The following is a 25,711-nucleotide window of genomic DNA, read 5'->3' as shown; positions in this document are numbered from 1 at the left end:
ACCCATCGCCGGCGGGCCTGGACAGCGCCCGCCGGCCCCTGACCGAAGCCCTTCCCGGCCACCGCGCCGGGGCGGGCATTCCTTCGGCCCTGCGGCCCGGAAGGCCGGGGCGCAACGCGCGGCGGAGAACGAGGCCATGACCGACATTTCCCCATCCACCCCGTCCCGCGGCTGGTGGCGGCGCAATCAGCAGCGCTTTGCCCCCTGGCTGTTTCTCGCGCCGGGGATCGCGATGTTCCTCGTCTATGTCATCATTCCGATCTTCCAGTCGATGAGCCTGAGCCTCTATGACTGGGACGGGCTCGGCGAGAAGACGTATATCGGCCTCGACAACTACCGCGAGCTCTTCGATGACGAGGCCTTCTACACCTCGCTTAAGAACAACGTCATCTGGCTCGTGCTCTATCTGCTGGCGATCCCGGCCGGCCTGTTCGTGGCGCTCTTTCTCAACCAGAACGTGACCGGCATCCGCCTTTACAAGTCGCTGTTCTTCTTTCCCTTCGTCATCAGCCAGGTGGTGGTGGGCCTTGTCTTTTCGTGGTTCTACGACCCCTCCTACGGGCTTCTGAACATCATCCTGCAGGGCTTCGGCCTCGAGCCGATCCCGGTGCTGGCTGACGAGCGCTATGCCACCTACGGCATCATCGCCGCCGGCCTCTGGCCGCAGACGGCCTATTGCATGATCCTCTATCTCACCGGGCTCAACGCGGTGGATCCCGAGCAGATCGAAGCCGCGCGGCTCGATGGCGCCAAGGGCTGGCGGATGCTGTGGTATGTGGTGCTGCCGCAGCTCAGGCCCGCCACCTTCATCGCCATGGTGGTGACGATCATCGGCGCGCTGCGCAGCTTCGACCTCATCTCGATCATGACCGATGGCGGGCCCTGGGGCTCGACCCGTGTGCTGGCCTTCTACATGTACGAGCAGGCCTTCTCAGAATACGGCTTCCGCATGGGCTATGGCGCGGCCATCGCGGTGGTGCTGTTTGCGATCATGATGGTCTACATCTCCGCCTTCCTGTGGAAGATGTACCGCGACGAGAGGGGGCGCTGAGATGTTTCCCAAACCCATCCAGTCCGCCCCCGCGCCCGCGCGCATCGCCTACAAGGCCGCCCTGCCCGTGGCGCTCGTGCTGTGGCTCCTGCCGCTGATCGCGGTGGCGCTGACCTCGGTGCGTTCGGCCGGCGACATCACCGCCGGCAACTACTGGGGCTGGCCGACCGACTTTCACCTGTGGGAGAACTACACCGCGATCTTCGAGAACACGCCGATCGGCAAGTACATCTGGAACTCCTTCCGCGTGACCATTCCCACGGTGATCGGCGCGGTGGCGCTCTCCTGCATGACGGGCTTTGCGCTTGCGGTCTACCGCTTCCGCGCCAACCTGCTCGTCTTCTTCATGTTCGTGGCCGGCAACTTCGTGCCTTTCCAGATCCTGATGGTGCCGGTGCGCGACCTGACCCTTCAGATGGGGCTCTACAACTCGGTCACGGGGCTGGCGCTCTTCCACATCGCCTTTCAGACCGGTTTCTGCACGCTGTTCATGCGCAACTTCATCCGCGCGATGCCCTTCGAGCTGATCGAGGCGGCGCGCGTAGAAGGGGTGAGCGAGTTCCGCATCTTCTGGTATGTGGTGCTGCCGCTCATGCGCCCTGCCATCGCCGCGCTCGCGGTGCTCATCTTCACCTTCATCTGGAACGACTATTTCTGGGCACTGGTCCTGACCCAGGGCGCCGACAGCCAGCCGATCACCGCCGGGCTCTACTCGCTCAACGGCCAGTGGGTGGCGGCCTGGCATCTGGTCTCGGCGGGCTCCATCGTCGCCGCGTTGCCGCCGGTGCTGATGTTCTTCCTCATGCAACGGCACTTCATCGCCGGCCTCACGCTCGGAGCCGTGAAGTGATGCGCGCCTGGCGGCTTGACGACGCGCGCCAGACGCTGGTGATCGCAAAACAGGGCGAGGGCGTCGCGGCCTGCATCTACTGGGGCCCGCGCCTGCCCGACGGCGAGGCGCTCGACACCCTGACCGAGGCGCACGGCCGCGACATCACCGGTGGGATGCTCGATGCCGAGCCGGTGCTCACGCTCTGCCCCGAAGCGGCGCGCGGCTTTCCGGGCCAGCCGGGGCTCGTGCTGCGCGACGGCAGAGGTGCGCCCCTCGAGCCTGCCTTCGCGTTCGCGGGCGCGGTGGAAGGGCCCGGCACACTGGCGCTCACCTTCGCCGACTCCGCGCTCGGCCTCACCCTTCGGGTGCGGCTCGCGCTCGGGGGCGACCCGGGCGTGCTGCGCGCGCAAACGATCCTCGAGGCGAAGGCGCCGGTACGCGTCGAGTGGCTCGCCGCCCCCGTGCTCCCCGGCCCAGAGGAGGGGCGCGAGATCATCGACTTCGCGGGGCGCTGGTGCGGCGAGTTCCAGCCCGTCACCACGCCCTGGGCGCCCGGCATCCGCCTGCGCGAGGCACGCACCGGGCGCAGCGGGCACGAGCATTTCCCCGGCGCGATCTTCCCCGGGGCCGGCGCGACCAACACCCAGGGCCGCGCGTGGGCCTTTCATTACGGCTGGTCGGGCGGGCACCGCATGGTGGCCGAGGAGCTGCCCGACGGCCGCCGCCAGATCCAGTTCGGCCATGCAGCAGGCTCCGAGCGCGCGGCCGGCACACGCTTCGAGACCGCACCGCTTTATGCCGTCTTCTCCGACACCGGCCTCAACGGCTGCGCCGTGGCCTTCCAGCGGCTGATCCGCGATCGGCTCGTGCCCTGGCCTGACCCGAGCCGCCCGCGACCCGTCCATTACAACTGCTGGGAGGCGGTCTATTTCGACCACCGCCTTGACGAGCTGAAGGAGATCGCCACCCGCGCGGCCCAACTCGGCGCGGAGCGTTTCGTGCTAGATGACGGCTGGTTCGGGCGGCGCGACGACGACACTTCAAGCCTCGGCGACTGGCGGGTGGATGCGCGCAAGTACCCCGAAGGCCTCGGCCCGCTCATCGAGCATGTGCACGGGCTCGGCATGAGCTTCGGGCTGTGGTTCGAGCCCGAGATGGTCAACCGCGACAGCGATCTTGCCCGCGCGCATCCCGACTGGATTCTCGGGCCCGCCGCCCAGCTTCCCGGCCGCGGACAATATGTGCTCGACATGAGCCGCGCGGAGGTGCGCGACCACCTCTTCGAGGCGATGGCGGCAATCCTGTCGGCCCACCCCATCGACTACGTCAAGTGGGATCACAACCGGCTGCTGCCTGTCGCCGATGCCGCCCAGACGCGCGGCACCTACGCGCTCATCGACCGGCTGCGCGCCGCCTTCCCCGCGCTCGAGATCGAAAGCTGCGCCTCGGGCGGCGGGCGGATCGACGCCGGGATCCTTTCGCGCACGCACAGGGTGTGGCTGTCGGACTCCAACGACGCGCTCGAGCGGCTGCGCATCCAGCACGAGGCGACGCTCTTTTTGCCCGCGGCTGTCACGGGCTCCCATGTCGGCCCGCGCCGCTGCCACACCTCGGGGCGGGTGCTCGACATCCGCTTTCGCGCCTGGGTCGCGGCCCAGCGGCACATGGGCTTCGAGATGGACCCGCGCGAGCTGACCGGGGAGGAAGCGGCCACCCTCTCCGAGGTGACCGCATGGTGGAAGGCCAACCGCGCCTGGCTGATGACCGCCGACATCCTGCGCCTCGACCACGCCGACCCCGCGGTGATCGCCGAAGAGCAGCTCGCCCGCGACGGCTCCCGCTTCGTCGTCTTCGCCGGGCGCGCCGCCGCCTCCGCCCAGATCGCTCCGCGCCCCTTGCGCCTGACCGGGCTCGATCCGGCCGCGCGCTACCGCGTCAGCCTGCGCAACCGCGAGGATGCGCCCGCGCTTTCCCGCGCGCCGATTGTGCTCAAGCACGCTCCCCTTGAGCTTTCCGGGGCGGCATTGATGCACCATGGCCTCAACCTGCCCTGGAGCTTTCCCGAAACCCTCTGGGTGATCGAAGGCGTCCGCCTCGACCCCGGCCAAGGAGTGACAGCCGATGCCTGACCACGCGCTCCCCCGCTACCCCGATCTCGAAGGCGCCGCCGTCTTCATCACCGGCGGCGGCTCGGGCATCGGCGCGGCGCTGACCGAGGGCTTTCTCGCGCAGGGCGCGCGGGTGGCCTTCGTCCAGCGCTCCGACGCTTCCGCCTTCTGCGACGCGATGGAGAAGAAGCACGGCAACCGCCCGCTCTTCATCCCCTGCGACATCACCGACATTCCCGCCCTGCGCGCCGCCGTCGCCGAGGCCGAAAAGGCGCACGGCCCCGCGCGCATCCTCGTCAACAACGCCGCCAACGACCAGCGTCATGCCACGCTGGAGGTGGACGAGGCCTTCTGGGACTGGTCGATGGCGATCAACCTCAAGGCCTATTTCTTCACCGCCCAGGCGGTCATCCCCGGCATGAAGGCGCAGGGCGGCGGGGCGATCGTCAACTTCTCCTCGATCAGCTACATGATGGGCCAGTCCGGCTACCCGGTCTATGCCACGGCGAACGCCGGCATCACCGGGCTCACCCGGGCGCTCGCCCGCGAATTCGGGCCGGACAACATCCGCGTCAACGCGCTCGCGCCCGGCTGGATCCTGACCGAGAAGCAGCGCCAGATGTGGGTCACACCCGAGGCGCTCGCCGCCCATATCGACCGGCAGTGCCTCAAGCGCGAGCTCGAACCGGCCGATGTCGTCGGGCCGACGCTGTTTCTCGCCTCCGAGGCGTCGGCGGCGATGACCGCGCAGCTCGTCGTCGCCGATGGCGGCGTGGTGATGACCGCATGAGCGCGCCGCACCCCTTCGCCGACTGGATCGCCGCCGACTGGGGCACGAGCCACCTGCGGCTCTGGGCGATGGGGCCGACGGGCGCGGTGCTCGAGCGCGCGCGCTCCGACGCCGGCATGGGCCGGATCGGGCGCGATGACTACGAGGCGGAGCTTCTGCGCCTGATCGGCCACCGCCTCGCGCCGGGGCGCGCGACACCGGTGATCGTCTGCGGCATGGCCGGCTCGCGGCAGGGCTGGGCCGAGGCGCCCTATGCGCTCGCCCCCTGCCCGCCGCCGGGAATCGCCGAGGCCACCCGCGCGCCGGCCCGCGATGCGCGCCTTGCCGTGTACATCCTTCCCGGCGTGCGCCAGACCCGGCCCCATGCCGACGTGATGCGCGGCGAGGAGACCCAGATCGCGGGCCTTCTCGCGCGCCTGCCCGGCTTTGACGGCATCGCCTGCCTGCCTGGCACCCACACCAAGTGGGTGCAGATCTCAGCCGGCGAGATCGTCAGCTTCACCACGGCGATGACGGGCGAGCTCTACGCGCTGCTCTCGACGAAGTCGGTTCTGCGTCATGCGCTCGACGCCGAGGGCTGGGACGACACCGCCTTTGCCGAGGCCATGGCCGAGACCATCGCGCGGCCCGAGCGGCTCGCCACCCGGCTCTTCACCATCCGCGCCGAGGCGCTCACGGCGGGTCTTTCGCCCGCGGCCGCCCGCGGCTGCCTCTCGGGCCTTCTGATCGGCGCCGAGCTTGCCGCCACGCGGCCCTGGTGGCTCGGCCAGCGCGTGGCGATCATCGGCGCGGCGAAGCTCTCGCGCGTCTACGCCGAAGCCCTCGCCGCCCAGGGCGTTGAGGCCGAACGCTTCGACGACGAGGAGATGACGCTTGCGGGCCTCACCCGCGCCCGCCAGTCGCTGACGGAGAACGCCACATGAGCCGCAACATCATCGCCATCCTGCGCGGCCTGACCCCGGCCGAGGCCGAAGCCATCGGCGCCGCGCTGATCGAGGCGGGCATCGACCGCATCGAGGTGCCGCTGAACTCGCCCGAGCCCTTCGAGAGCATCGCCCGCCTCGCTCGCGCCTTCGGCGCGCGCGCTTTCATCGGGGCGGGCACCGTGCTCACCGCCGAAGACGTCGCCCGCGTGGCCGAGGCAGGCGGCAGGCTCATCGTCTCGCCCGACACCAACCCCGCCGTCATCGAGGCCGCCCGCGCCGCGGGGCTCGCATGCTATCCCGGCGCCATGACCCCCTCGGAGTGCTTCACCGCGCTCCGCCACGGCGCGACGGGGCTCAAGCTCTTCCCGGCCTTCCTGATCGGCACCGAGGGGCTCAGGGCGATCCGCGCCGTGCTGCCGCCGTCCACCGAGTGCTGGGCAGTGGGCGGCATCGCATCCACCGACTTCGCCGCCTGGCGCGCGGCCGGGGCCACGGGCTTCGGCATCGGCTCGAGCCTCTACCGCCCGGGCCTGACGCCCTCCGAGGTGGCCGCCCGCGCCCGCGCCCTCGTCGCCGCATGGGACGCCACCGAAGGCGTGCACAGCGCCTGAGACCGGGCGCGCCCGCCCCCATCATCCTGGTGAAAATACCCATTTCCGCCGCCGCCACACGCACCTCGCCGAAGGACAAGCGCCCCATGACCACCCGCGCCCTCCGTCCCGAACTCGGATGCTGCTACTACCCCGAACACTGGCCCCGCGCGCGCTGGGCCGAGGATGCCCGCGCCATGGCCGCCGCGGGGCTCTCCTGGGTGCGCATCGGCGAGTTTGCCTGGGCGCGGCTCGAGCCGCGGCCGGGCGAGCTGCACTTCGACTGGCTTGACGAGGCGATCGCCACGCTCGGCGCGGCCGGCCTCAGGGTGGTGCTCGGCACGCCCACCGCCACGCCGCCACGCTGGATGATCGACCGCCACCCCGACATGCTGGCGCTCGATGCCGCAGGCCGCCCGCGGCGCTTCGGCTCGCGCCGGCACTACTGCTTCAGCCACGAGGGCTACCGCGCCGAGGCGGTGCGCATCACCCGCCTTCTCGCCGAGCGCTACGGGGCAAACCCCCATGTCGCCGCCTGGCAGACCGACAACGAATACGGCTGCCACGACACCACGCTCTCCTACTCGCCCGCGGCCAGCCGCGCCTTCCGCCGCTGGTGCGAGGCGCGCTACGGCACCATCGACGCCCTCAACGAAGCCTGGGGCAACGTCTTCTGGTCGATGGACTATGCCAGCTTCGACGAGATCGAGCTGCCGAACCTCACCGTGACCGAGCCGAACCCCGCTCACAGCCTCGCCTTCCGCCGCTTCTCCTCAGATCAGGTGGTGCGCTTCAACCGCGCGCAGGTCGAGGCGATCCGGGAGCACTCGGCCGCCCCGATCCTGCACAACTACATGGGCCGGATCACCGATTTCGACCATTTCGCCCTCGGCGCCGATCTCGACATCGCCACGTGGGACTCCTACCCGCTCGGCTTCCTCGAGGACCGGGTGGAAGCCGATGCCGCCCACAGGATGCGCTTCGCCCGTCAGGGTGACCCTGACTTCCAGGCCTTCCACCACGACCTCTACCGCGCCGTGGGGCGCGGGCGGATGTGGGTGATGGAGCAGCAGCCGGGGCCGGTGAACTGGGCGCCCTTCAACCCCGCGCCGCTCCCCGGCATGGTGCGGCTCTGGACATGGGAGGCCATCGCCCATGGCGCCGAGGTCGTCTCCTATTTCCGCTGGCGGCAGCTTCCCTTCGCGCAGGAGCAGATGCACGCAGGCCTCCTGCGCCCCGACGGGGCCGAGGCGCCGGGGCTTGCCGAGGCGCGCGAGGTCGCCCGCGAGCTTGCCGAGACCGGCGCCATCGAGACGGCGCGGGCGCCGGTTGCGCTGATCTTCGACTATGACGCCGACTGGGCATGGACGATCCAGCCCCATGGCGCGGGCAACAGCTATTTCGGGCTCGTCTTCACGGTCTACCGCGCGCTGCGCGCGCTGGGGCTTTCCATCGACATCCTGCCGGCAAGCGCGCGCGACTTCTCGGCGTACCGCCTTATCGCCGCGCCGGGGCTCATGCATGTGCCCGACGACCTCGGCCATGCGCTCGCCCGCGCCGATGCGCTGGTGCTCGCGGGCCCGCGCACCGGAGCGAAAACCGCCGAAGGCGCGATCCCGCTGCCCCTGCCGCCAGCCCTGCCCGGCCTCGATGTCACCGTGGCCCGGGTCGACAGCCCCCGCCCCTCGCCGGGGGTGGCGCTCGTCGGCGGCGGGACCATGGGGCGCTACATCGAGGAGCTGGAGACAGGCCCGGAGGCGCGGGTGCTCGAGCGCCTCGCCAACGGCGCCCCGGCGCTGGTGGCGCAGGGCAACTGGCGCTACCTTGCCGGCTGGCCCGATGCTGCGGCGGCGCGCCGGCTCGTGCGAGGCATCTGCGCCGAGGCCGGACTCGAGACGCTGGAGCTGCCCGATGGCCTGCGCTGCCGCCTCGCCGGTGGGCGGCGCTTCTGGTTCAACTACGACGCCTCCCCGGTCGCCTTTGCGGGGCGCACCCTGCCGCCGGCGGGCGTGCTCATCGAGGACGCCTCCTAGAGGCGCACCTCGGGCCAGAGCCACGCGGCCAGCGCGTTCCAGATGAGCCGCAGCGAGACGAGGATCAGCACCACATCGAGCGCCCGCCTGAAGCCGCGGTCGGAGATGCGAAGGAGCACGTGCCGCCCCGCGAGCGTGCCCAGAAACCCCGCCGCGATCATCGCGAGGATGAAGCCCGCCCACGGCCCGTAGGCAAAGCCCAGTAGCCCGAAGGCGGCGATCTTCAGCCCGTGCTGAAGCGTCATCAGCACCGCATGCGTGGCCACATGCGCCTGGCGGGGCAGTCTCAGCGACTTGGTGAAATTCGCCACAAACACGCCGGTGGCGCCAAAGAACATGGTGAGGAAAGCCGAGACGAGGCCGGTGACGGCCGGGAAGCGCGCAAGCCAGGCGGGCGGGCGCGCCAGCACCGACCAGATCACGAACGCCCCGACGCCCGCCTGCACCACCGGCCCCGGCAGGCGCACCACCACCGCCCCGCCCAGCGCCACGCCCGCAAGCGTGCCCAGCGCGAAGGCGGCGAAGGGCGGCCAATGCACGTGGCGCCAGAGCACTCCCGCGCGCAACGCGTTCGAGCCAAGCTGCACCACGCCATGCACGGGAATGAGCGCGGCCGGCGGCATCAGGTTGGCCATCACCGCAAGCAGGAGCGCACCGCCGCCGATACCGAGCGCCACGGTGATGAAGGAGCCGGCAAAGCTCGTGGCGAGCAGCGCCAGCGCCACCGGCGCCTCGAGCCCCCCGGAAAGCCAGGCGACAAGCGAGCCGCTCACCTTACCCGCCCGAGGATCAGCCGGGCCGCGAGCGGCGCACCGATGATGACAAGCGAGATGCGCGTGAGGTGATGGACGATGACAAAGCCCAGATCAGCCCCCGAGACGATGGCAAGCACGGTCATCTCCGCCTGCCCGCCGGGCGCGAAGGCCAGAAACCCCTCGACGGGGCGCGCAAGCCCCAGCGCCACAACCGCCTCGGTCACCGCCGCCGCGAGCGCGGCGAGAATGACGACAAAGGCCATGCCCGCCAGCACCACCCGGCGGATCTCGCCCATGGTCACGCCCACATAGCCCACACCGATGGCCACCCCGATCATGTATTGCGCGAACAGGATCGCCTCGGCCGGCGGGCGGGCGTGAATGAGCCCCGTGAGGCTCAGCGCGGCGGTCACGATCATCGGCCCGAGGATCGAGGCGCCAAAGAGCCCGATGCGCTCGCCGCCCTTCCAGCCGATGAGCGCGGCCAGCGCCATCAGCCCCATCTCGTGCACCGGCAGGCTTGCCGCCGGCGCACCCACCGGATTGGCCAGCGTCGCGCCGAATCCCCAGGTCAGGATGGCCGGCGCCACCGTCACGATCACGAGCACGCGCGTGGCGTGGATGAGCGAGAGCGCGCGCACGTCGCCCCCCGCCTCGGTCCCGAAGATCACCATGTCCTGCAGCCCCCCCGGCATCGCCGCATACCATGCCGTCACCCGGTCGAAGCCGCAGACGCGGTGAAAGAAGGGCAGGCCGACGAGCCCGATGGCGGCGATGTAAAGCGGAACGAAGGCCACCGAGGCGGCCATCTGCGGCAGGCGCGAGACGACCTCGGGCGTGATCGAGGCGCCCACCGCCACGCCAAGGATGGTGCGCGCCGCCACGCCCACCGGCCCGAAGCCCATCAGCGGTCGGCGCGCGAGCGCGGCGACGAGGCAGGCAAAGAGCGGGCCGAAGAGAAACGGCAACGGCAGCCCGAAGGCGAGAAACACGGCCACGCCGGCTGCGGCGGCCACCGCCGTCTCGGCACGCCGTCGCCAGGGCGGAAGGGGAGATGCAGGCTTCGCCATCGGAACCCCGAGTCGGAATTGCATACGCCTGCATACAATGGAATGCGCGGAGCTTCCAGCCCGCGTCCGCGAGCCGCCGTTCAGGTGCCGTAACGCGCCTCGGGTGGCGCGAAGCTCTCGGCCCGCGCGCGCCACCAGCGTTCGAGATAGCCGAAGCCCACATCTTCCTCGCGCAGGAGAAAACCTTCCGGAAGGTAGGGATAGGCCTCCTGCCCGGTGACCATGTCACGGTCATTCTCGCGCATGAGCAGATGGTGGGGCTGAAAATGCCGCGGGTGCGGCAGGCCCGCGGCACCGCTGAGCTCGCCCAGCGCGCGCATGGTGTTGCGGTGGAAGCGATACACGCGTTCCGCCTTGTCGGGAACGACAAGCGCGCGCACCCGCGTCGGGTCCTGGGTGGTCACGCCCACCGGGCAGCGATTGGTGTGGCAGGCCTGCGCCTGGATGCAGCCGATTGCGAACATGAAGCCGCGGGCGGAATTGGCCCAGTCGGCGCCGATGGCCAGCGCGCGAGCGATCTCGAAGGCGGTGATGAGCTTGCCCGAGGCGCCGAGGCTGATCCTGTCGCGAAGCCCCGCGCCGCGCAGGGTGTTGTGGGCGAAGGTCAGCCCCTCGGTCAGCGGCATGCCCATGCGGTCGGCAAACTCCACCGGCGCCGCACCCGTGCCACCCTCCTTGCCGTCGACCACGATGAAGTCAGGCGTGATGCCCGTCTTCAGCATTGCCTTGACGATGCACATGAACTCGCGCCTGTGCCCGATGCAGAGCTTGAAGCCCACCGGCTTGCCGCCCGAAAGCTCGCGCAGGCGGGCGATGAACTCCATCAGCCCTACGGGCGTGGAGAACTCCGGGTGCGCGGCGGGCGAGACGCAATCCACCCCCATGGGAATGCCGCGCGCCTCGGCGATCTCCGGCGTGATCTTGGCCGCCGGCAGCATGCCGCCGTGGCCGGGCTTGGCGCCCTGGCTCAGCTTCAGCTCGATCATCTTCACCTGATCGTCGGCCGCCTGATCGGCAAAGCGCGCCGGATCGAAGCGCCCCTGCGCCGTGCGGCAGCCGAAATATCCCGAGCCGATCTCCCATATCAGGTCCGCTCCGCCCTCGCGGTGGTAGCGGCTGATGCCCCCCTCGCCAGTGTCATGGGCAAATCCGCCGCGCCTGGCGCCCTTCGACAGGGCGAGAATGGCGTTGGCCGACAGCGCGCCGAAGCTCATCGCCGAAATGTTGTAGAGCGACAGGCTGTAGGGCTGCTTGCAGTCCGGCCCGCCGACGGTGACGCGAAAGTCGGTGTCCTCGATGGTGATCGGCGCCACCGAATGGGTCAGCCACTCGTAGCCCGAATCGTAGACGCGCGCGCGGGTGCCGAAGGGGCGCTTGTCCTCCACACCCTTGGCGCGCTGGTAGACGAGCGAGCGTTCCTCGCGCGAAAACGGCTCCTCGTCCTGATCGCTCTCGATAAGATACTGGCGAATCTCGGGCCGGATGCCCTCGAACAGAAAGCGCATGTGCCCGAGAATGGGATAATTGCGCAGGATCGAGTGCCGCGTCTGGACGAGATCGTGAATGCCAAGCAGCGCGAGGCTCCCGAAAAGCCCCAGCGGCAGGAAAAACCACGGCGAAACCGATAGTCCGGCCGCCGAGAGCAGCGCGAGAATGATGGCACCAATCAGCACGCTGAAACGCGACATGCGCTCTGTTCTCCTCTCTGTATGGCGCCGGATCTAATGCGGAAGGCTTGCCTCCAGCGCGTCCGCGAGTTTGCCGATGACCTCGCCGATCTGCTCCTCGGTGATGATGAAGGGGGGAGCGAGAAGCACATGATCCCCCCGCCGCCCGTCGATCGTGCCCGACATGGGATAACAAATCAGCCCACGCGCGAAGGCCTCCCGCTTGATCCGGGCGGCAAGGCCAAGGCCCGGCTCGAAGGGCGCTTTCGTCTCGCGGTCGGCGACAAGCTCAAGGGCCCGGAAGAGCCCGCGGCCGCGCACCTCGCCCACATGCGGGTGTTCTCCGAACGCCTCCTCGAGCGCGGCCCCGAAGCGCGCGCCCATCTCCGCCGCGCGCGCCACGAGCCCGCCATCGGTGAGCTTGGTGAGCACGGCAAGCCCGGCCGCCGCGGCAACCGGGTGGCCCATGTAGGTGTGGCCGTGCTGGAAGAAGCCCGAGCCCGCCGCGATCGCCTCGTAGATGGCGCGGGTGCACAGCATCGCCCCGATCGGCTGATAGCCGCCGCCAAGCCCCTTGGCGACGGCGGTGATGTCGGGCGTGACCCCTTCCTGCTCGCAGGCAAACAGCGTGCCCGTCCGCCCCATCCCGCACATCACCTCGTCGAGGATGAGGAGAATCCCGTGCCGGTTGCAGATTTCGCGGATGCGCCGGAAATAGCCCGGCACCGGCACCACCGCCCCTGCCGTCGCCCCCACCACCGGCTCGGCGACGAAGGCGATCACCGTCTCGGGGCCGAGCCGCTCGATCTCCGCCTCGAGCTCGGCCGCGAGTCGGTCGGCATAGGCCGCATCGCTCTCGCCCGGCTCCTTGCCCCGGTAGGGGTAACAAGGCGAGACATGGGCGACATCGATGAGCATCGGCGCAAACTGGGCACGGCGCCATTCGTTGCCGCCGGTGGCGAGCGCGCCCAAGGTGTTGCCGTGATAGCTCTGGCGGCGGGCGATGAAGTGGCGCCGCTGAGGCTCGCCGATCTCGAGGAAATACTGGCGCGCAAGCTTGAGCGCCGCCTCCATGGCCTCCGACCCGCCGGAGACGAGATAGACCCGGTCGAGATCGCCCGGCGCATGGGCGATCAGCTTGTCGGCCAGCGCCTCCGCCGGTTCCGAAGTGAAGAAGCCCGTGTGCGCGAAGGCGAGCCGCTCGACCTGCGCCTTGATCGCGGCGATCACATCCGTGTCGCCATGGCCGAGACAGGAAACGGCCGCACCGCCCGAGCCGTCGAAATAGCGCCTGCCCTCGGCGTCGATCAGATAGCAGCCCTCGCCTGCGACGGCGACGGGTGGCAGGGCCTTGGTGTGACGGGGAAAGATGTGGGACATCGAGCGCGATCCTCGGCGCAGGCGGCAGCACGCAACTTGTGAAACATATGTTTCGCTTGTTGACAAGAATTAAAACGTCTGAACAATTGCCCGGATCGGGAGGAAAGGCGTGGCGGAACACGACACCATCCGCGACAAGATCGCGAGCCAGTACGCCGAACTCAGCGACAGGCTGAAGGTGGCGGCCGACTACGTGGCCGAACACCCGCTTGACGTGGCCACACGCTCCTTGCGCTCGCTCTCGGCAGCAAGCGGCGTATCCCCGGCAACATTCTCGCGGCTGGCGCGCGCGCTCGGGTTTTCCAGCTACGAGGAGATGCGCGAGCTGTCGCGCCGTGCGGTGGGCAACCGCGCACTTTCCTTCTCCGAGCGCGCAGGACTTCTGCGCGCCGAGGCGCGGGCCGGGGGCGGGCCGGTGTCGATGCTGGAGCGGCAGGCGGCCGCCTGCATTCGCAACATTGCCGAGCTCGAGCACAATACCGACCGCAGGCGCCTCACCCAGGCGGTGGACTTGCTGCACGCGGCCCGGAATGTCGTGCTGTTCGGCGCCTTTTCCTCGACGGGGGTGGTTGAGTACATGGCCTATCTGGCCAATTACATCGCCCCGAACTGGACGCTCGCGGGCCGCATGGGCGCCTCGCTTGGCGCGGCACTGGCCGACCTTGGCGCCGAGGACGCGCTTCTCGTCGTCACCAAGACACCCTACGCCCGACGCGCCGTCGTCGCCTGCGAGATGGCACGCAGCGACGGGGCGCAGGTGATCCTGATTACCGACAGCCATGCGTGCCCGGCCATTCCGCACGCAAACGTGCATTTTCTGGTGCCCACCGAGAGCCCGCAGTTCTTTTCGTCATATGCGGCCACCGTGGTGCTGATCGAGACCATCATCGCCATGCTGGTGGCCCGCTCGGAGGCCGATCCGAGCGAACGCATTCGCCAGGTCGAGCAACGCAATCGCGGCCTCGGCGAATTCTGGCCGGGTTGAACCCCGGCCAAACAACAGGAAGAACCATACGACATCTGCAAGAGAGGGAGAGATTGCAATGTTCATGAAACTCAAGCTGGCCGGCGCCGCCATCGCGGCAGCGCTCGTGGCGGCGCCCGCGGTCACGGCCGAGGAGTTCGTCACCATCGGCACCGGCGGGGTGACCGGCGTGTACTACCCCACCGGCGGCGCGATCTGCCGGCTGATGAACAAGAACCGCAAGGAATCGGGCATCCGCTGCTCGGTCGAGTCCACGGGCGGCTCGATCTACAACATCAACACGATCCGCGCCGGCGAGCTCGAGTTCGGCGTGGCCCAATCCGACTGGCAGTATCACGCCTACCACGGCACCTCGAAATTCGCCGATCAGGGCCCCTTCGAGAAGCTGCGCGCGGTGTTCTCGGTACATCCCGAACCCTTTACCGTGGTGGCGCGCGCCGATGCCGGCATCAAGCATTTCAATGATCTGAAGGGCAAACGCGTGAACATCGGCAACCCCGGTTCCGGTCAGCGCGGCACGATGGAAGTGCTGATGGAGGCGATGGGCTGGACCATCGACGACTTCGCGCTCGCGACCGAGCTCAAGGCCGCCGAGCAGTCGGCCGCGCTGTGCGACAACCAGATCGACGCCATGGTCTACACCGTCGGCCATCCCTCCGGCTCGATTCAGGAGGCCACCACCTCATGTGACGCGGTCATCGTGGAGGTGAGCGGCCCGGCCGTCGACAAGCTGGTCGCCGAGAACCCCTTCTACTCCCATGCGGTGATTCCGGGCGGCATGTACCGGGGCAACCCGGACCCGGTGAAGACCTTCGGCGTGCGCGCGACGGTCGTGACCAGCGCCGATGTCAGCGAAGACGCCGTCTACTGGCTGGTGAAGTCGGTCTTCGACAATTTCGATGACTTCAAGAACCTGCACCCGGCCTTCGCCAATCTCGACCCGAAGGAAATGATTTCGGCGAGCCTTTCGGCACCGCTGCATCCCGGCGCCGTGAAATATTACAAGGAGCGTGGCTGGATGGAGTGATCTGTCCAGTCGGTGACGACCTCGCCGCGGCCGGAAAGCCGGCCGCGGCACAGCCCGCGCAGGGGCACGAGACCAAGAAACGCCGCGCCGGGCGATGCGCCGATGAGGCTCCGGCTCGGCGCCGAAGACAGGGATGGAGCGAGAGCGATGACAGAGACAGGCGAAAGAGGCCGGCCGCTTTCTGAAAGCGAGCTGCAGGAGCTTGTCGCGGCCACTGACGCGGGCGGTCGCAACCCCGGCGGCGCGGTCGCGCTGTTCATGGCCACGGTGGCTTTCGTCTGGTCGGCCTTTCAGGTGCTTCTCGCCTCGCCGGTCTCGAACCTGCTGCTGCCCGGCGACATCATCAACAACTCCCGCCAGATCCATCTGGCCTTCGCCATCTTCTTGGCCTTTCTCGCCTATCCGGCGGCGAAGTCCAGCCCGCGCCACTACATCCCCATCCAGGACTGGATCATGGCCATCGCGGGCGCCTTCATCGCGCTCTACGGCTACATCTTCTACGAGAAGATCGTGAATGCCGGCGGACTTGCCGACAACACCGACAAGTGGGTGGCGCTCGTCGGGCTTATCCTGCTCTTCGAGGCCGCGCGGCGCGCCCTCGGCCCGGCCATGGCGATCATCGCGACGATCTTTCTGCTCTATGTCTTCTTCGGCTCGTCGAGCTGGGTGCCCGAAGTCATCCGCTGGAAGGGGGCGAGCCTGCAGAAGGCGATGAGCCACATGTGGATCACCTCCGAGGGTGTGTTCGGCATCGCGCTTGGCGTCTCCACCAAGTTTGTCTTCCTCTTCGTGCTCTTCGGCGCGCTGCTCGAGAAGGCGGGCGCGGGCAACTACTTCATCAAGATGGCCTTCGGCGCGCTCGGCGCGCTGCGCGGGGGCCCTGCGAAGGCCGCGGTCGTCGGCTCGGCCGCCACGGGGCTCATCTCCGGCTCCTCGATCGCCAATGTGGTGACCACCGGCACCTTCACCATCCCGCTGATGAAGCGGGTGGGCTTCACGCCCGAAAAGGCCGGCGCGGTCGAGGTGGCCTCCTCGGTCAACGGCCAGATCATGCCACCCGTCATGGGCGCGGCCGCCTTCCTGATGGTGGAATATGTCGGCATCTCCTACGTCGAGGTGATCAAGCATGCCTTCCTGCCGGCGGTGATCAGCTACATTGCGCTGGTCTACATCGTCCATCTCGAGGCGGTGCAGAACAACATGCCCACCATCGGCGACAAGGTCGTCAACCTCGGCCGCACCATCGGGGGCATGGCGCTTTTCTTCGCGGGTTTTGCGCTTCTGTGCTACGGCGTGCAGTATCCGGTGCGCTGGATCGTGGCGCTGGTGCCCGAGGGGGCGGGGTGGCTCCTCGCGGTGCTGACCGGCCTTGCCTATCTCGCGCTTCTCTGGCTTGCCGCGCAGGAGCCCGATCTCGAGCCCGACGACCCCAACGCCGAGCAGGTGGAGCTGCCCGACGTGGGGCGCATCTACAAGACCGGGCTCTACTTCCTCCTGCCCATCGTCGTGCTCGTCTACTTCCTGATGATCGAGCAGAAGTCGCCGGGCCTCTCGGCCTTCTGGGCGACGTTCCTCCTGTTCTTCATCCTGCTCACGCAAAAGCCGCTCAAGGCGATCTTCCGGGGCGAGAATCGCACCGCCAATGCCTTCCGCGAAGGGCTGGGCGACTTCGTGCAGGGCATGATCGACGGCGCGCGCAACATGATCGGCATCGGCCTTGCCACCGCCACGGCGGGCGTGATCGTGGGCACGGTGACGCTCACCGGCGTGGGGCAGGTGATGGCCGATCTCGTGGAGTTCCTCTCGGGCGGCAGCCTGATCCTGATGCTGCTCTTTGTGGCGCTCCTGTCGCTCGTCCTCGGCATGGGGCTGCCGACGACGGCCAACTACATCGTCGTCTCCTCGCTGATGGCCGGCGTGGTGGTGGAGCTTGGCGCCAATCACGGGCTGATCGTGCCGCTGATCGCGGTGCATCTCTTCGTCTTCTACTTCGGCATCATGGCCGATGTGACACCGCCCGTGGGGCTCGCGAGCTTCGCCGCGGCGGCCGTGTCGGGGGGTGACGCGATCCGCACCGGCTTTACGGCCTTCTTCTACTCGCTGCGCACGGTGGTGCTGCCCTTCGTCTTCATCTTCAACACCGACCTTCTGCTGATCGACGTCACGTGGTGGCAGGGCGTCATCGTCTTTGTCATCTCCACCATCGCCATCCTGGTCTTCACCGCCGGCACGATGGGCTGGTTCCTGACCCGCTCGCGCATGTGGGAGAGCGCGGCGCTGATCCTCATCGCCTTCGCGCTCGTGCGCCCCGGCTTCTTCATGAACATGATCCAGGAGCCCTGGCGCGAGATTGCTCCGGCCGAGTTCATCACCGAGGTCGGCCGGCTTGCGCCCGGAACCGAGCTGCGCCTGAAGGTCGCCGGCCCCGACTTCGACACCGGCGAGATGCGCGAGAGCCAGGTGGTGCTGGTCATCCCCGAAGGCGCATCGGGCGAGGACCGGCTGTCTGCCGTCGGGCTCATCGTTCTGGTGGAGGACGGGCTTGTGAAGCTCGACGAACCCTTCCCCGGCACGCCCTATTTCGAGACCTTCAAGAACTACGACTTCTACGCAGACGAGCCGGTGCGCATCGTGGTCGCGCTCGAACCCGTCGAGGGACTGCCGAAGGAGCTCGTCTTCATTCCCGCGCTGTTGCTGCTCGGAGGGCTTGCCCTCGTCCAGAGCCGCCGCGCAAGACCAGGGGAGGCGCTCGCATGAGCCGCAAGATCACACGCATTCTCTGTGCCGTGGACATTGCCACCCACGGCAAGGACGACCCCGTGCTCGAGACCGCCGCGCGCCAGGCCCAGTGGGAGGGCGCGGCGCTCGAGGTTCTCACGGTGGTGCCGGACATGGGTGTTGGCGAAGTCACCAGCTTCTTTCCGCCCGATTACGAGAAGAAGGCCGTGGGCATCGCCCGCGATCGCCTGCACGCCCATGTGGCAAGGGTTCTGGGCGAGGAGCGTGCGAGAGAGGTCGCTTGCGTGGTCGCGGCGGGCTCGGTCTACCGCGAGGTTCTGCGGGTGGCGGCGGTGTCGGGGGCCGATCTCATCGTGGTCGGCTCGCACAAGCCCAAGGCGGCCGATTTCCTGCTCGGCAGCAACGCCGCGCGCATCGTGCGCCACGCCGCCTGCTCCGTCTATGTCGTGCGCTGAGGGGGATGGTACCGCCTCCCCGGCTCGAACGGGGGACCCCCAGATCCACAATCTGGTGCTCTAACCAACTGAGCTAAGGCGGCACTCGCGCTGCAGATACCCCCGGCCATGGCCGATTGCAAGGGGCGAGAGCGCATGTCGCACCCCTTGCCCGCCGCCGCGCGGCGCGATAGGTGCCCGTTCTCGGCAGAAGGAAGGCAGCCATGGGCATCAACAGCGAATCCGACATCGCCGCGAATCTCCAGATAGGCCCCACCACCGAGGGCATGGTGCGCATCTATGTCGAGGGCGAGGGCTTCGAGATTCCGATGGACTTCGACCCCGAGGAAGCCGAGGAAATCGCCGAAGAGCTGCGCGCCGCCGCGGCGCGGGCGCGCAAGATGGCCAGCAAGAAGGGCGCTAAAGGCCGTTCGTAAGCTGCTCGTCCCCGGCCGAAGACAGAAAGCTCGGCCGCGGGTCGCGCAGGGCCTGCAGGCGCAGCGCGGCGTGGCGGGCGAATTTCAAGGTGAGCGCCTTGCGGCGCGCCCCGGCAAGCCGCGATTCGGGACCGAAACGCACGATCTCGGCATCATAGGCGTCGGCGATGATGAGGCCGGTCTCATCCGGCAGAAGCTCCACGGGAAACGCCGCATCCACCGCCCAGAAGTAGCGGTCGCACCACTCCATATACCCTTGCCACTTGTTGTCGGCGGCAAAGTCGGCGCGACTCGACTTGCACTCCACCACCCACAGCTCGCCTTTCGGCCCAAGAGCCATGACATCCACCCTCAGTCCCGGCGCGGGCACCATCTCCTCCACGCAGGCAAAACCGTGCGAGACGAGATGCCGGCACACGCCCCGCGCCAGAAGCTGGCCGGGGCGCAGGGCAGGTGCATCCACAGGCGAGGCAGGCGTGATCGACATGCGCAAAGCATGAACAATTCGTGAACGAATGACAAGGCAGAGAATGGCCTTGCCGGCGGTGGAAATCTGCATGAAACTGCTTGCCGCGGCGCGGCGATGCACCTAACTAGGGCGGTGGCGGGTTCTGCCCCTCTCGTGACGAGGTCAAATTCCGGTGGCCTTACTCGATCCCGAGGGAGCTGGCTCTGACAAGGTCGTGGCCTTGTTACCTGGCGCCCACCTGTACAAGCAGGCTCTCGGGAATTGGTTGCCTCAACGGTTGCGGCGGTCCCGCCACTTTCGCCTTCAGCCAGGAACTCCCGCCCCTCGGGCGGCCGATGCGCTCAGCGGCGCCGGGCCTCCACCGGGACGGGCACCAGCGCAGGCACGAGCACCGGCTCAAGCACGGGCTCGGGGGCGCGGCGCCCGCCTTTCGGCTCATCGTCATCCTCTGCCATGCGCAGAATGGTCACGGCGAACTGAACGCCCGAAAACACGATGCCATTGGCCATGAACAGCATCGCCAGGGCGAGAGGCCCCTCGCGCATCGAGAAGATCAAATGCCGCAATCCGGCAATGTCGAGCCACAGGAGCCCGGCCACGAACAGCGCCGAAAGCGCGAATCCGATCGCCACCTGACGGATATAGAGAGCGACGAGCCTGGGCATCCTTGCCTCCATCTGACTGCATCTGCAACACAAAGGATAGGAAGCCCAGGGCCGCTCGAAAAGGGTTCCGAATGCCGCAGGATGAAACCTGCCTCAGAAGGCCTCGGGCTGCGCCTCGCGCGCCATGTGATCGAGCACGGCGTTGACGAACTTGGGCTCGCGCCCCTCGGGGAAGAAGGCGCGCGCGACATCGACGAATTCGGAGATCACCACCTTCGGCGGCGTCTTTGCCAGCACAAGCTCAGCCCCGGCGGCGCGGAAGAGCGCGCGCAAGGTCGGGTCGATGCGGTCGATCGGCCATTTGGCGACAAGCGCGCGATTGGTCATCTGGTCGATGCGCGCCTGCTGGTTCACCGCTTCCTCCACGAGCGCGGCGAAAAGATCGGCATCCGCCTCGGCGAGCTCCTCGCCGCCTTCCTCGAGCGGCCGGCCGAAACGGTAGTCGAGAAACTCCCGAACAACCCGGTCGCAGGTCTGGCCGGTCTGTTCCATCTGGTAGAGTGCCTGCACGGCATGCAGGCGCGCGGCGGATTTCCTGCGCCGCCGGTCGGGTCGCCTTGTGTGGCTCATGCGCGTCCGGGCTCCTCGGAGGCGATGCGGTAGCTCTCTTCCGGGCGGAAGCCGACACCGCGTCGCTCACCCCCCCAGCGGCGCGCGAGCGCGACCAGATGCAGCGCCGCCACCGCCGCGCCGCCGCCCTTGTTCTGGCCGTTCGGGTCGGCGCGCACCTCGGCCTGGGCGCGGTTCTCCACCGTCAGGATGCCGTTGCCGATGGCTGCTCCCTGCAGCCCCAGCAGCATGAGCCCGCGCGAGCTGTCGTTGCAGACGGTCTCGTAATGCGTGGTCTCACCGCGGATGACGCAGCCGAGCGCCACGTAGCCGTCGTAGTTCGAGAGCCGCTCGGCCAGCGCAATCGCGGGCGGGATCTCCAGCGCGCCCGGCACCTCGATCAGTTCATGCGCCGCGCCTGCCTCCTCCAGCACCGCGCGGGCGCCGGCGACCAGATTGTCGGCAATGTCTCGGTAATAGGGCGCGACCACGAGGAGCAGCTTCACCGGCATCTCGAAGCGCGGCAGGGGCAGCGTGTCGTGGGTTTCGGTTCCGGCCATGGCGTCTCAGTCCCTCGGTATGGGGCGCGTGCCCTCGATGGAAAGGCCGTAGCCCTCGAGCCCGACCACCTTGGGCTTGGGGGAATTGGTCAGGAGAATGAGCTTCGACAGCCCCAGGGAAGACAGGATCTGCGCCCCCAGCCCGTATTGGCGCAGGGTCTGGGGGGACGTGTCATCCATCACGAGCTTCATGTGCGTGTCGCGCAGAAGCACCAGCACGCCGCGCCCCTCTTCAGCGATCACCTTCATGGCGTTGGCGAACTCGCGCGTGCGCCCGGGCCCGCCGATGCCGACGATGTCAAGTAGCGGATCGAGCGTGTGCACCCGAACGAGCACCGGCTCGGGGCCGGAGATGTCGCCCTTGATGAGCACGATGTGCTCGGAGCCGTGGGTGGTGTCGGTGTAGATGCGCATTTGCCAGGCGCCGCCGAACTCCGAATGGATCGGCCGCTCGTCGGTCATGCGCACGAGATTGTCGTAGCGCCGGCGATAGGCGATGAGATCGGAGATGGTGCCGATCTTGAGCCCGTGCCGCTGCGCGAAGGCGACGAGATCGGGCAGCCGCGCCATCGTCCCGTCTTCCTTCATGATCTCGCAGATCACGCCGGAGGGGTTGAGGCCGGCGAGCCGGGCGACATCCACCGCCGCCTCGGTGTGGCCTGCACGCACCAGCACGCCCCCCTCCCTTGCGCGCAACGGAAACACGTGGCCGGGCGTGGCAATGTCCTGCGGGCCGCGATTGGGGTCGATGGCCACGGCAATCGTCAACGCCCGGTCATGGGCGGAGATGCCGGTGGTCACCCCCTCGCGCGCCTCGATGGAGACGGTGAAGGCCGTCTCGTGGCGCGAGGAATTGGTGGAGGCCATCAGCGGCAGGCCGAGCTGGTCGATCCGCTCGCCGGTGAGCGCAAGGCAGATCAGCCCGCGCCCGTGCGTGGCCATGAAGTTGATCGCCTCGGGCGTGGCCATCTGGGCGGGGATCACCAGATCGCCCTCGTTCTCGCGGTCCTCGTGATCGACAAGAATGAACATGCGCCCGTTGCGCGCATCCTCGATGATCTCCTCGATCGGCGAGATCGCGGCGTGGTAGTCTTCCTGCGCCGTCTCGCCGGTGCCGCTCACGGCGGCTTGGGTTTCGGTGTCGGCCTTTGTCTCGGCGCTCATCGCGCACTCCCCGTTTCGGATTCCGTGGCCAGATAGTGCATAACGCGCCCGCTTGCCAGAGCGGCGCATGCCAGAGCCGCGGAGCGCCGGCCACCCTGTAGGCAGACGTGGCCCGCCCTGCCCCGCGCGCGCCGGCTCAGAGCCCCTCGGCCTCCTTCAGCCGCGCCACATAGCGCGCGAGCGTGTCCACCTCGAGATTGACGCGGTCGCCAACGGCCACCTGCCCCCAGGTGGTTACCGCCTTGGTGTGGGGGATGAGGTTGATGCCGAATTCCACCCCCTCGACCTCGTTCACGGTAAGCGAGGTGCCGTTCAGCGCGACCGACCCCTTCGGCGCAATGAAGCGGGCAAGCTCGACGGGCGCGCGAAGGCGAACCCGCGTCGAATCGCCCTCCTCGGTGACGGACACCACCTCGGCCACGCCATCGACATGACCCGAGACGATATGCCCGCCCAGCTCGTCGCCGACCCTCAGCGCCCGCTCGAGGTTGACACGCCTGCCCGGCGCCCAACCGGGATTGCCGATGTTGGTCCTGGCCTGCGTCTCGGCCGAGACCTCGACATCAAACCAGTTTCGCGGCGCGCTGCCTTTGTCGATGACCGTCAGGCACACCCCGTCGCAGGCGATCGAGGCGCCGATGTCAATGCTGGCGGCGTCGTAGCTGCAGGCGATGCGCGCGCGCATGTCGCCGCGCCGCTCGATCTCGAGGATTTCGCCGATGTCGGTGATGATGCCGGTGAACATGCGCTTCCTCCGTCGTTGCCCGGCACGTAAGCCTCCGCGCGGTGGAGGGCAAGCCGCCGCATTGCCACCCTTGCCCCGAAATCGTCACATGGCTGCGCCATTTGGCAGGAATCATTTCTCAATCCGCAACAATGCCCCGGGCAGCGCAGCAAAGTCGTTGACGGGGCTGCGTCACTGGCGAAACCTCCAGCGCGGGGGAAGGGGACGACAAAATGAGCGAGACACGGCGCTTTCTGTTCCTGCAGGGCCCGCACGGCCCCTTCTTCGACCGGCTGGGCGCGATGCTGCGCGCGGCCGGCGCCGAAGTCTGGCGCGTGGGCTTCAACCGGGGCGACGAGGCGTTCTGGTCCGACAAGCAGCGCTACATCCCCCATCTCGGCACCGTGGAGGAGTGGCCCGCAAGATTCGCGGCGCTGTGCGAAGAACTCGCGCTCACCGACATCGTGCTCTACGGCGACACGCGCCCGGTGCACGCCGCCGCCGTTGCCGAGGCGCGGCGCCGGGGAATCACCGTGCACGTCTTCGAGGAGGGCTATCTGCGCCCTTTCTGGGTGACCTACGAGCGCGGCGGGTCGAACGGCAATTCGCGGCTGATGGGCATTTCGGTGCCACGGATGCGGGAGATTCTCGCCGATGCCGATTTCGACAATCTCGAGGCGCCGGCGCATTGGGGCGACACGCGCCATCACGTCTTTTACGGCGCGCTCTATCATGCCTTCGTGCTGCTTGCGAACCGCCGCTACCGCAACTTCCGCCCCCACCGGGAGCTGACCGTGCGCCAGGAGTTCCGCCTCTACCTGCGCCGGCTTCTCCTGATGCCCGCGCAGTGGCTCGAGCGGCTGGTCGTCACCGAGCGCATCAAGCGCGGCGGCTTTCCCTACCACCTCGTCCTGCTCCAGCTCGCCCATGACACGAGCTTCCGCGACCACAGCCCCTTCTCCTCGATGAGCGAATTCGCCGAGCAGGTGATCGCAGGCTTTGCCGCCGGCGCGCCCCGCCATCATCACCTCGTGTTCAAGGCGCATCCTCTGGAGGACGGGCGCACACCCATTCACCGCGACATCCGGCGGCTTGCGCGCGCCCACGGCGTGGACGGGCGGGTGCATTTCGTGCGCGGCGGCAAGCTGGCGCGGCTGCTCGATCACGCCCGCAGCGCGGTCACGGTCAATTCCACCGCCGCCCAGCAGGCGCTCTGGCGCGGCCTGCCGCTCAAGGTCTTCGGCCGGGCGGTCTATGACAAGCCCGAGTTCGTCTCCACCCAGCCGCTGCCGGAGTTCTTCCGCCGGCCCACCCGCCCCGACAGCCGCGCCTATCGCGACTACCGCCACTACCTTCTCGAGACCTCCCAGATTCCGGGCGGCTTCTATTCGGCGCGCGGGCGGCGGCAGCTCCTGCGGCTGGTGGTCGATCTGATGCTCGCACCCGAAGACCCTTACGACGCGCTCGAGCGCGGCACAACGGCACCGCGGCAACAGTTGCGGGTCATCAAATAACGGCACCAACCACTAGCGGCTGGCTTTTGCGGCCCGATTCCGGTAGCTTGAAATAAAAACCTGAGGCAGAACCAACAAGGTCAGGAGACCGGGCAGTGACTTTCTCCCTTGGCAGGGCGGCAAAGATTGCCGTCATTTCCGTGCTTGCGATGACGCTGACCGCCTGCGGCCTGCCCCGCTCGGGCCCGAGCAAGAACGAGATCTTCGCCGGTTCAGTCCAGCGCAAGGGCGACGCCTTCATCGTCTCGGTCAACGACCGGGTGACGCGCGCGACCGCCGTCATTCCCGCCTTCGGATTCTCGGATGCCTTCCTCAAGGCCGGGGTCATCGGCTCGGACATCATCCGCCCCGGCGACACGCTGGGCCTGACCATCTACGAGAACGTCGATGACGGGCTTTTGGCCAGCCAGGGGCTGAACGCCACCACCCTCAACGAGGTGCAGGTGGACGGGCAGGGTTACATCTTCGTGCCCTATGCCGGACGCATCAAGGCGGCCGGCAACACCCCCGAGGCGGTGCGCCGCATCATCACCGAAAAGCTTGCCGACCAGACGCCGGACCCGCAGGTGATGGTCCGCCGGCTCGCCGGTGATGGCGCCACGGTCACCGTGGCCGGCGCGGTGGGCGCTCAAGGCGTCTATCCCATCGAGCGGCCGACGCGCACGCTCACCGCCATGCTGGCGCGCGCCGGTGGCGTTACCGTTCCGCCCGAGATCGCGCAGGTGACGGTGATGCGCGGCAAGGAAACCGGCAAGATCTGGTATCAGGACCTGTTCGAGTATCCGCAATACGATATCGCCCTGCGCAACGGCGACCGCATTCTCGTGCAGGAGGACACCCGCGCCTTCACCGCGCTTGGCGCCACCGGCAGCCAGAATCGCGTGCGCTTCGACACCCAGACCATCACCGCCGTCGAGGCGATCGCGCGGGTGGGCGGCCTCAACCCCAACCTCGCCGATCCCACCGGCGTGTTCGTGTTGCGAAACGAGCCCGCGGAGATCGCCAATCAGGTGCTCGGCCGCACCGATCTCGTGGGCGCGCAACGCATGGTCTATGTGCTCGATCTGACCGAACCCAACGGGCTCTTCCTTGCCCGCGACTTCGTGATCCGCGACGGCGACACGGTCTATGTCACCGAGGCGCCCTTCGTGACCTGGTCGAAGACGCTCGGCGCTCTCACCGGCTCGCTCTCGATGGCCTCCTCGCTCGTCTCGACCGCGGACACCTTGTCGGGCAACTGAC

The 25,711-nt window shown here is 68.3% G+C and carries 24 protein-coding genes, 1 tRNA gene and 1 other RNA gene; 15 read left to right on the top strand and 11 right to left on the bottom strand.

All coding sequences use genetic code 11. From position 1 onward, the window contains the following. The first annotated feature begins 136 nt into the window (after window positions 1–136). From BLQ14_RS04925 to BLQ14_RS04895, 7 genes are all read left to right on the top strand, one after another. Complete coding sequence (locus BLQ14_RS04925) at window positions 137–1,051, top strand: carbohydrate ABC transporter permease (RefSeq protein ID WP_092498848.1); 915 nt, start codon at window positions 137–139, stop codon at window positions 1,049–1,051. Between the two features lies 1 nt (window position 1,052). Further along, on the top strand, window positions 1,053–1,901 hold the full coding sequence (locus BLQ14_RS04920) for a carbohydrate ABC transporter permease (protein ID WP_092498846.1): 849 nt from the start codon (window positions 1,053–1,055) through the stop codon (window positions 1,899–1,901). Then, entirely contained in the window at window positions 1,901–4,012 is a 2,112-nt protein-coding gene (locus BLQ14_RS04915) for an alpha-galactosidase (protein WP_245656944.1), read from the top strand. The genes BLQ14_RS04920 and BLQ14_RS04915 overlap by 1 nt, the downstream gene beginning before the upstream one ends. Next, complete coding sequence (locus tag BLQ14_RS04910) at window positions 4,005–4,781, top strand: SDR family NAD(P)-dependent oxidoreductase (RefSeq protein WP_092498842.1); 777 nt, start codon at window positions 4,005–4,007, stop codon at window positions 4,779–4,781. The genes BLQ14_RS04915 and BLQ14_RS04910 overlap by 8 nt, the downstream gene beginning before the upstream one ends. Next, window positions 4,778–5,704, top strand: coding sequence for a 2-dehydro-3-deoxygalactonokinase (locus BLQ14_RS04905; RefSeq protein WP_092498840.1), 927 nt, complete (start codon window positions 4,778–4,780; stop codon window positions 5,702–5,704). The genes BLQ14_RS04910 and BLQ14_RS04905 overlap by 4 nt, the downstream gene beginning before the upstream one ends. Then, window positions 5,701–6,318, top strand: coding sequence for a 2-dehydro-3-deoxy-6-phosphogalactonate aldolase (locus BLQ14_RS04900; protein WP_092498838.1), 618 nt, complete (start codon window positions 5,701–5,703; stop codon window positions 6,316–6,318). The genes BLQ14_RS04905 and BLQ14_RS04900 overlap by 4 nt, the downstream gene beginning before the upstream one ends. Before the next feature lie 86 nt (window positions 6,319–6,404). Continuing rightward, window positions 6,405–8,330, top strand: a complete 1,926-nt coding sequence (locus BLQ14_RS04895) for a beta-galactosidase (RefSeq protein WP_092498836.1) — start codon at window positions 6,405–6,407, stop codon at window positions 8,328–8,330. Here BLQ14_RS04895 and BLQ14_RS04890 read toward each other — a convergent pair. The 4 genes from BLQ14_RS04890 to BLQ14_RS04875 form a co-directional block, all read right to left on the bottom strand. Further along, complete coding sequence (locus BLQ14_RS04890; protein ID WP_092498834.1) at window positions 8,327–9,103, bottom strand: sulfite exporter TauE/SafE family protein; 777 nt, start codon at window positions 9,101–9,103, stop codon at window positions 8,327–8,329. The two genes, BLQ14_RS04895 and BLQ14_RS04890, sit on opposite strands and share 4 nt — an antisense overlap. After that, window positions 9,100–10,155 carry an AbrB family transcriptional regulator gene (locus BLQ14_RS04885; RefSeq protein WP_092498832.1) on the bottom strand — a complete coding sequence of 352 codons (1,056 nt, stop codon included), beginning with the start codon at window positions 10,153–10,155 and terminating at the stop codon, window positions 9,100–9,102. Before BLQ14_RS04885 ends, BLQ14_RS04890 begins: the two co-directional genes overlap by 4 nt. Before the next feature lie 80 nt (window positions 10,156–10,235). Continuing rightward, window positions 10,236–11,843, bottom strand: coding sequence for an FMN-binding glutamate synthase family protein (locus tag BLQ14_RS04880; RefSeq protein ID WP_092498830.1), 1,608 nt, complete (start codon window positions 11,841–11,843; stop codon window positions 10,236–10,238). A 33-nt stretch (window positions 11,844–11,876) separates the two neighbouring features. Continuing rightward, window positions 11,877–13,202 carry an aspartate aminotransferase family protein gene (locus BLQ14_RS04875; protein WP_092498828.1) on the bottom strand — a complete coding sequence of 442 codons (1,326 nt, stop codon included), beginning with the start codon at window positions 13,200–13,202 and terminating at the stop codon, window positions 11,877–11,879. A gap of 109 nt (window positions 13,203–13,311) precedes the next feature. On the opposite strand from BLQ14_RS04875, the gene BLQ14_RS04870 reads away from it, so the two are divergent. From BLQ14_RS04870 to BLQ14_RS04855, 4 genes are all read left to right on the top strand, one after another. Further along, a complete protein-coding gene (locus tag BLQ14_RS04870) occupies window positions 13,312–14,187 on the top strand; it encodes a MurR/RpiR family transcriptional regulator (RefSeq protein ID WP_092498826.1) in 876 nt (291 codons plus the stop codon). A 58-nt stretch (window positions 14,188–14,245) separates the two neighbouring features. Next, a complete protein-coding gene (locus BLQ14_RS04865; RefSeq protein ID WP_092498824.1) occupies window positions 14,246–15,214 on the top strand; it encodes a TAXI family TRAP transporter solute-binding subunit in 969 nt (322 codons plus the stop codon). Window positions 15,215–15,361: 147 nt separating this feature from the next. After that, on the top strand, window positions 15,362–17,971 hold the full coding sequence (locus BLQ14_RS04860; protein ID WP_092498822.1) for a TRAP transporter permease: 2,610 nt from the start codon (window positions 15,362–15,364) through the stop codon (window positions 17,969–17,971). After that, window positions 17,968–18,408 (top strand): universal stress protein, encoded by a 441-nt coding sequence (locus BLQ14_RS04855; RefSeq protein WP_176759529.1) that lies wholly within the window; start codon window positions 17,968–17,970, stop codon window positions 18,406–18,408. The genes BLQ14_RS04860 and BLQ14_RS04855 overlap by 4 nt, the downstream gene beginning before the upstream one ends. A 6-nt stretch (window positions 18,409–18,414) precedes the next feature. Here BLQ14_RS04855 and BLQ14_RS04850 read toward each other — a convergent pair. Continuing rightward, window positions 18,415–18,491 (bottom strand) — tRNA-His (locus BLQ14_RS04850). Window positions 18,492–18,611: 120 nt separating this feature from the next. On the opposite strand from BLQ14_RS04850, the gene BLQ14_RS04845 reads away from it, so the two are divergent. Then, entirely contained in the window at window positions 18,612–18,824 is a 213-nt protein-coding gene (locus BLQ14_RS04845; RefSeq protein WP_092498820.1) for a DUF6324 family protein, read from the top strand. Here BLQ14_RS04845 and BLQ14_RS04840 read toward each other — a convergent pair. Next, window positions 18,808–19,311, bottom strand: coding sequence for an MmcB family DNA repair protein (locus BLQ14_RS04840; RefSeq protein ID WP_092499446.1), 504 nt, complete (start codon window positions 19,309–19,311; stop codon window positions 18,808–18,810). The genes BLQ14_RS04845 and BLQ14_RS04840 overlap by 17 nt on opposite strands. A 118-nt stretch (window positions 19,312–19,429) precedes the next feature. Here BLQ14_RS04840 and ssrS point away from each other — a divergent pair. Then, window positions 19,430–19,586, top strand: a non-coding RNA gene (gene ssrS, locus BLQ14_RS04835) — 6S RNA. Window positions 19,587–19,634: 48 nt separating this feature from the next. Here the strand turns inward: ssrS and BLQ14_RS04830 are convergent. From BLQ14_RS04830 to BLQ14_RS04810, 5 genes are all read right to left on the bottom strand, one after another. Continuing rightward, a complete protein-coding gene (locus BLQ14_RS04830; RefSeq protein WP_092499444.1) occupies window positions 19,635–19,958 on the bottom strand; it encodes a hypothetical protein in 324 nt (107 codons plus the stop codon). Window positions 19,959–20,051: 93 nt separating this feature from the next. Further along, window positions 20,052–20,528, bottom strand: a complete 477-nt coding sequence (nusB, locus tag BLQ14_RS04825; protein ID WP_092498818.1) for a transcription antitermination factor NusB — start codon at window positions 20,526–20,528, stop codon at window positions 20,052–20,054. Further along, window positions 20,525–21,067, bottom strand: coding sequence for a 6,7-dimethyl-8-ribityllumazine synthase (locus BLQ14_RS04820; protein WP_092498816.1), 543 nt, complete (start codon window positions 21,065–21,067; stop codon window positions 20,525–20,527). Before BLQ14_RS04820 ends, nusB begins: the two co-directional genes overlap by 4 nt. Window positions 21,068–21,073: 6 nt before the next feature. After that, window positions 21,074–22,231 carry a 3,4-dihydroxy-2-butanone-4-phosphate synthase gene (gene ribB / locus BLQ14_RS04815; RefSeq protein WP_092498814.1) on the bottom strand — a complete coding sequence of 386 codons (1,158 nt, stop codon included), beginning with the start codon at window positions 22,229–22,231 and terminating at the stop codon, window positions 21,074–21,076. A 136-nt stretch (window positions 22,232–22,367) separates the two neighbouring features. After that, complete coding sequence (locus tag BLQ14_RS04810) at window positions 22,368–22,976, bottom strand: riboflavin synthase (protein ID WP_092498812.1); 609 nt, start codon at window positions 22,974–22,976, stop codon at window positions 22,368–22,370. Window positions 22,977–23,188: 212 nt separating this feature from the next. On the opposite strand from BLQ14_RS04810, the gene BLQ14_RS04805 reads away from it, so the two are divergent. Both BLQ14_RS04805 and BLQ14_RS04800 read left to right on the top strand, forming a co-directional pair. Continuing rightward, window positions 23,189–24,469 (top strand): capsule biosynthesis protein, encoded by a 1,281-nt coding sequence (locus BLQ14_RS04805; protein ID WP_092498810.1) that lies wholly within the window; start codon window positions 23,189–23,191, stop codon window positions 24,467–24,469. A gap of 149 nt (window positions 24,470–24,618) precedes the next feature. Then, window positions 24,619–25,710, top strand: coding sequence for a polysaccharide biosynthesis/export family protein (locus BLQ14_RS04800; protein WP_092499442.1), 1,092 nt, complete (start codon window positions 24,619–24,621; stop codon window positions 25,708–25,710). Window position 25,711: the final 1 nt, after the last annotated feature.

Origin of the sequence: Meinhardsimonia xiamenensis (assembly GCF_900102905.1) — a bacterium.
GTDB lineage: Bacteria > Pseudomonadota > Alphaproteobacteria > Rhodobacterales > Rhodobacteraceae > Meinhardsimonia > Meinhardsimonia xiamenensis.
The sequence above is the reverse complement of the archived record's forward strand: the minus strand, read 5'-3'. Positions and strand labels throughout refer to the sequence as shown.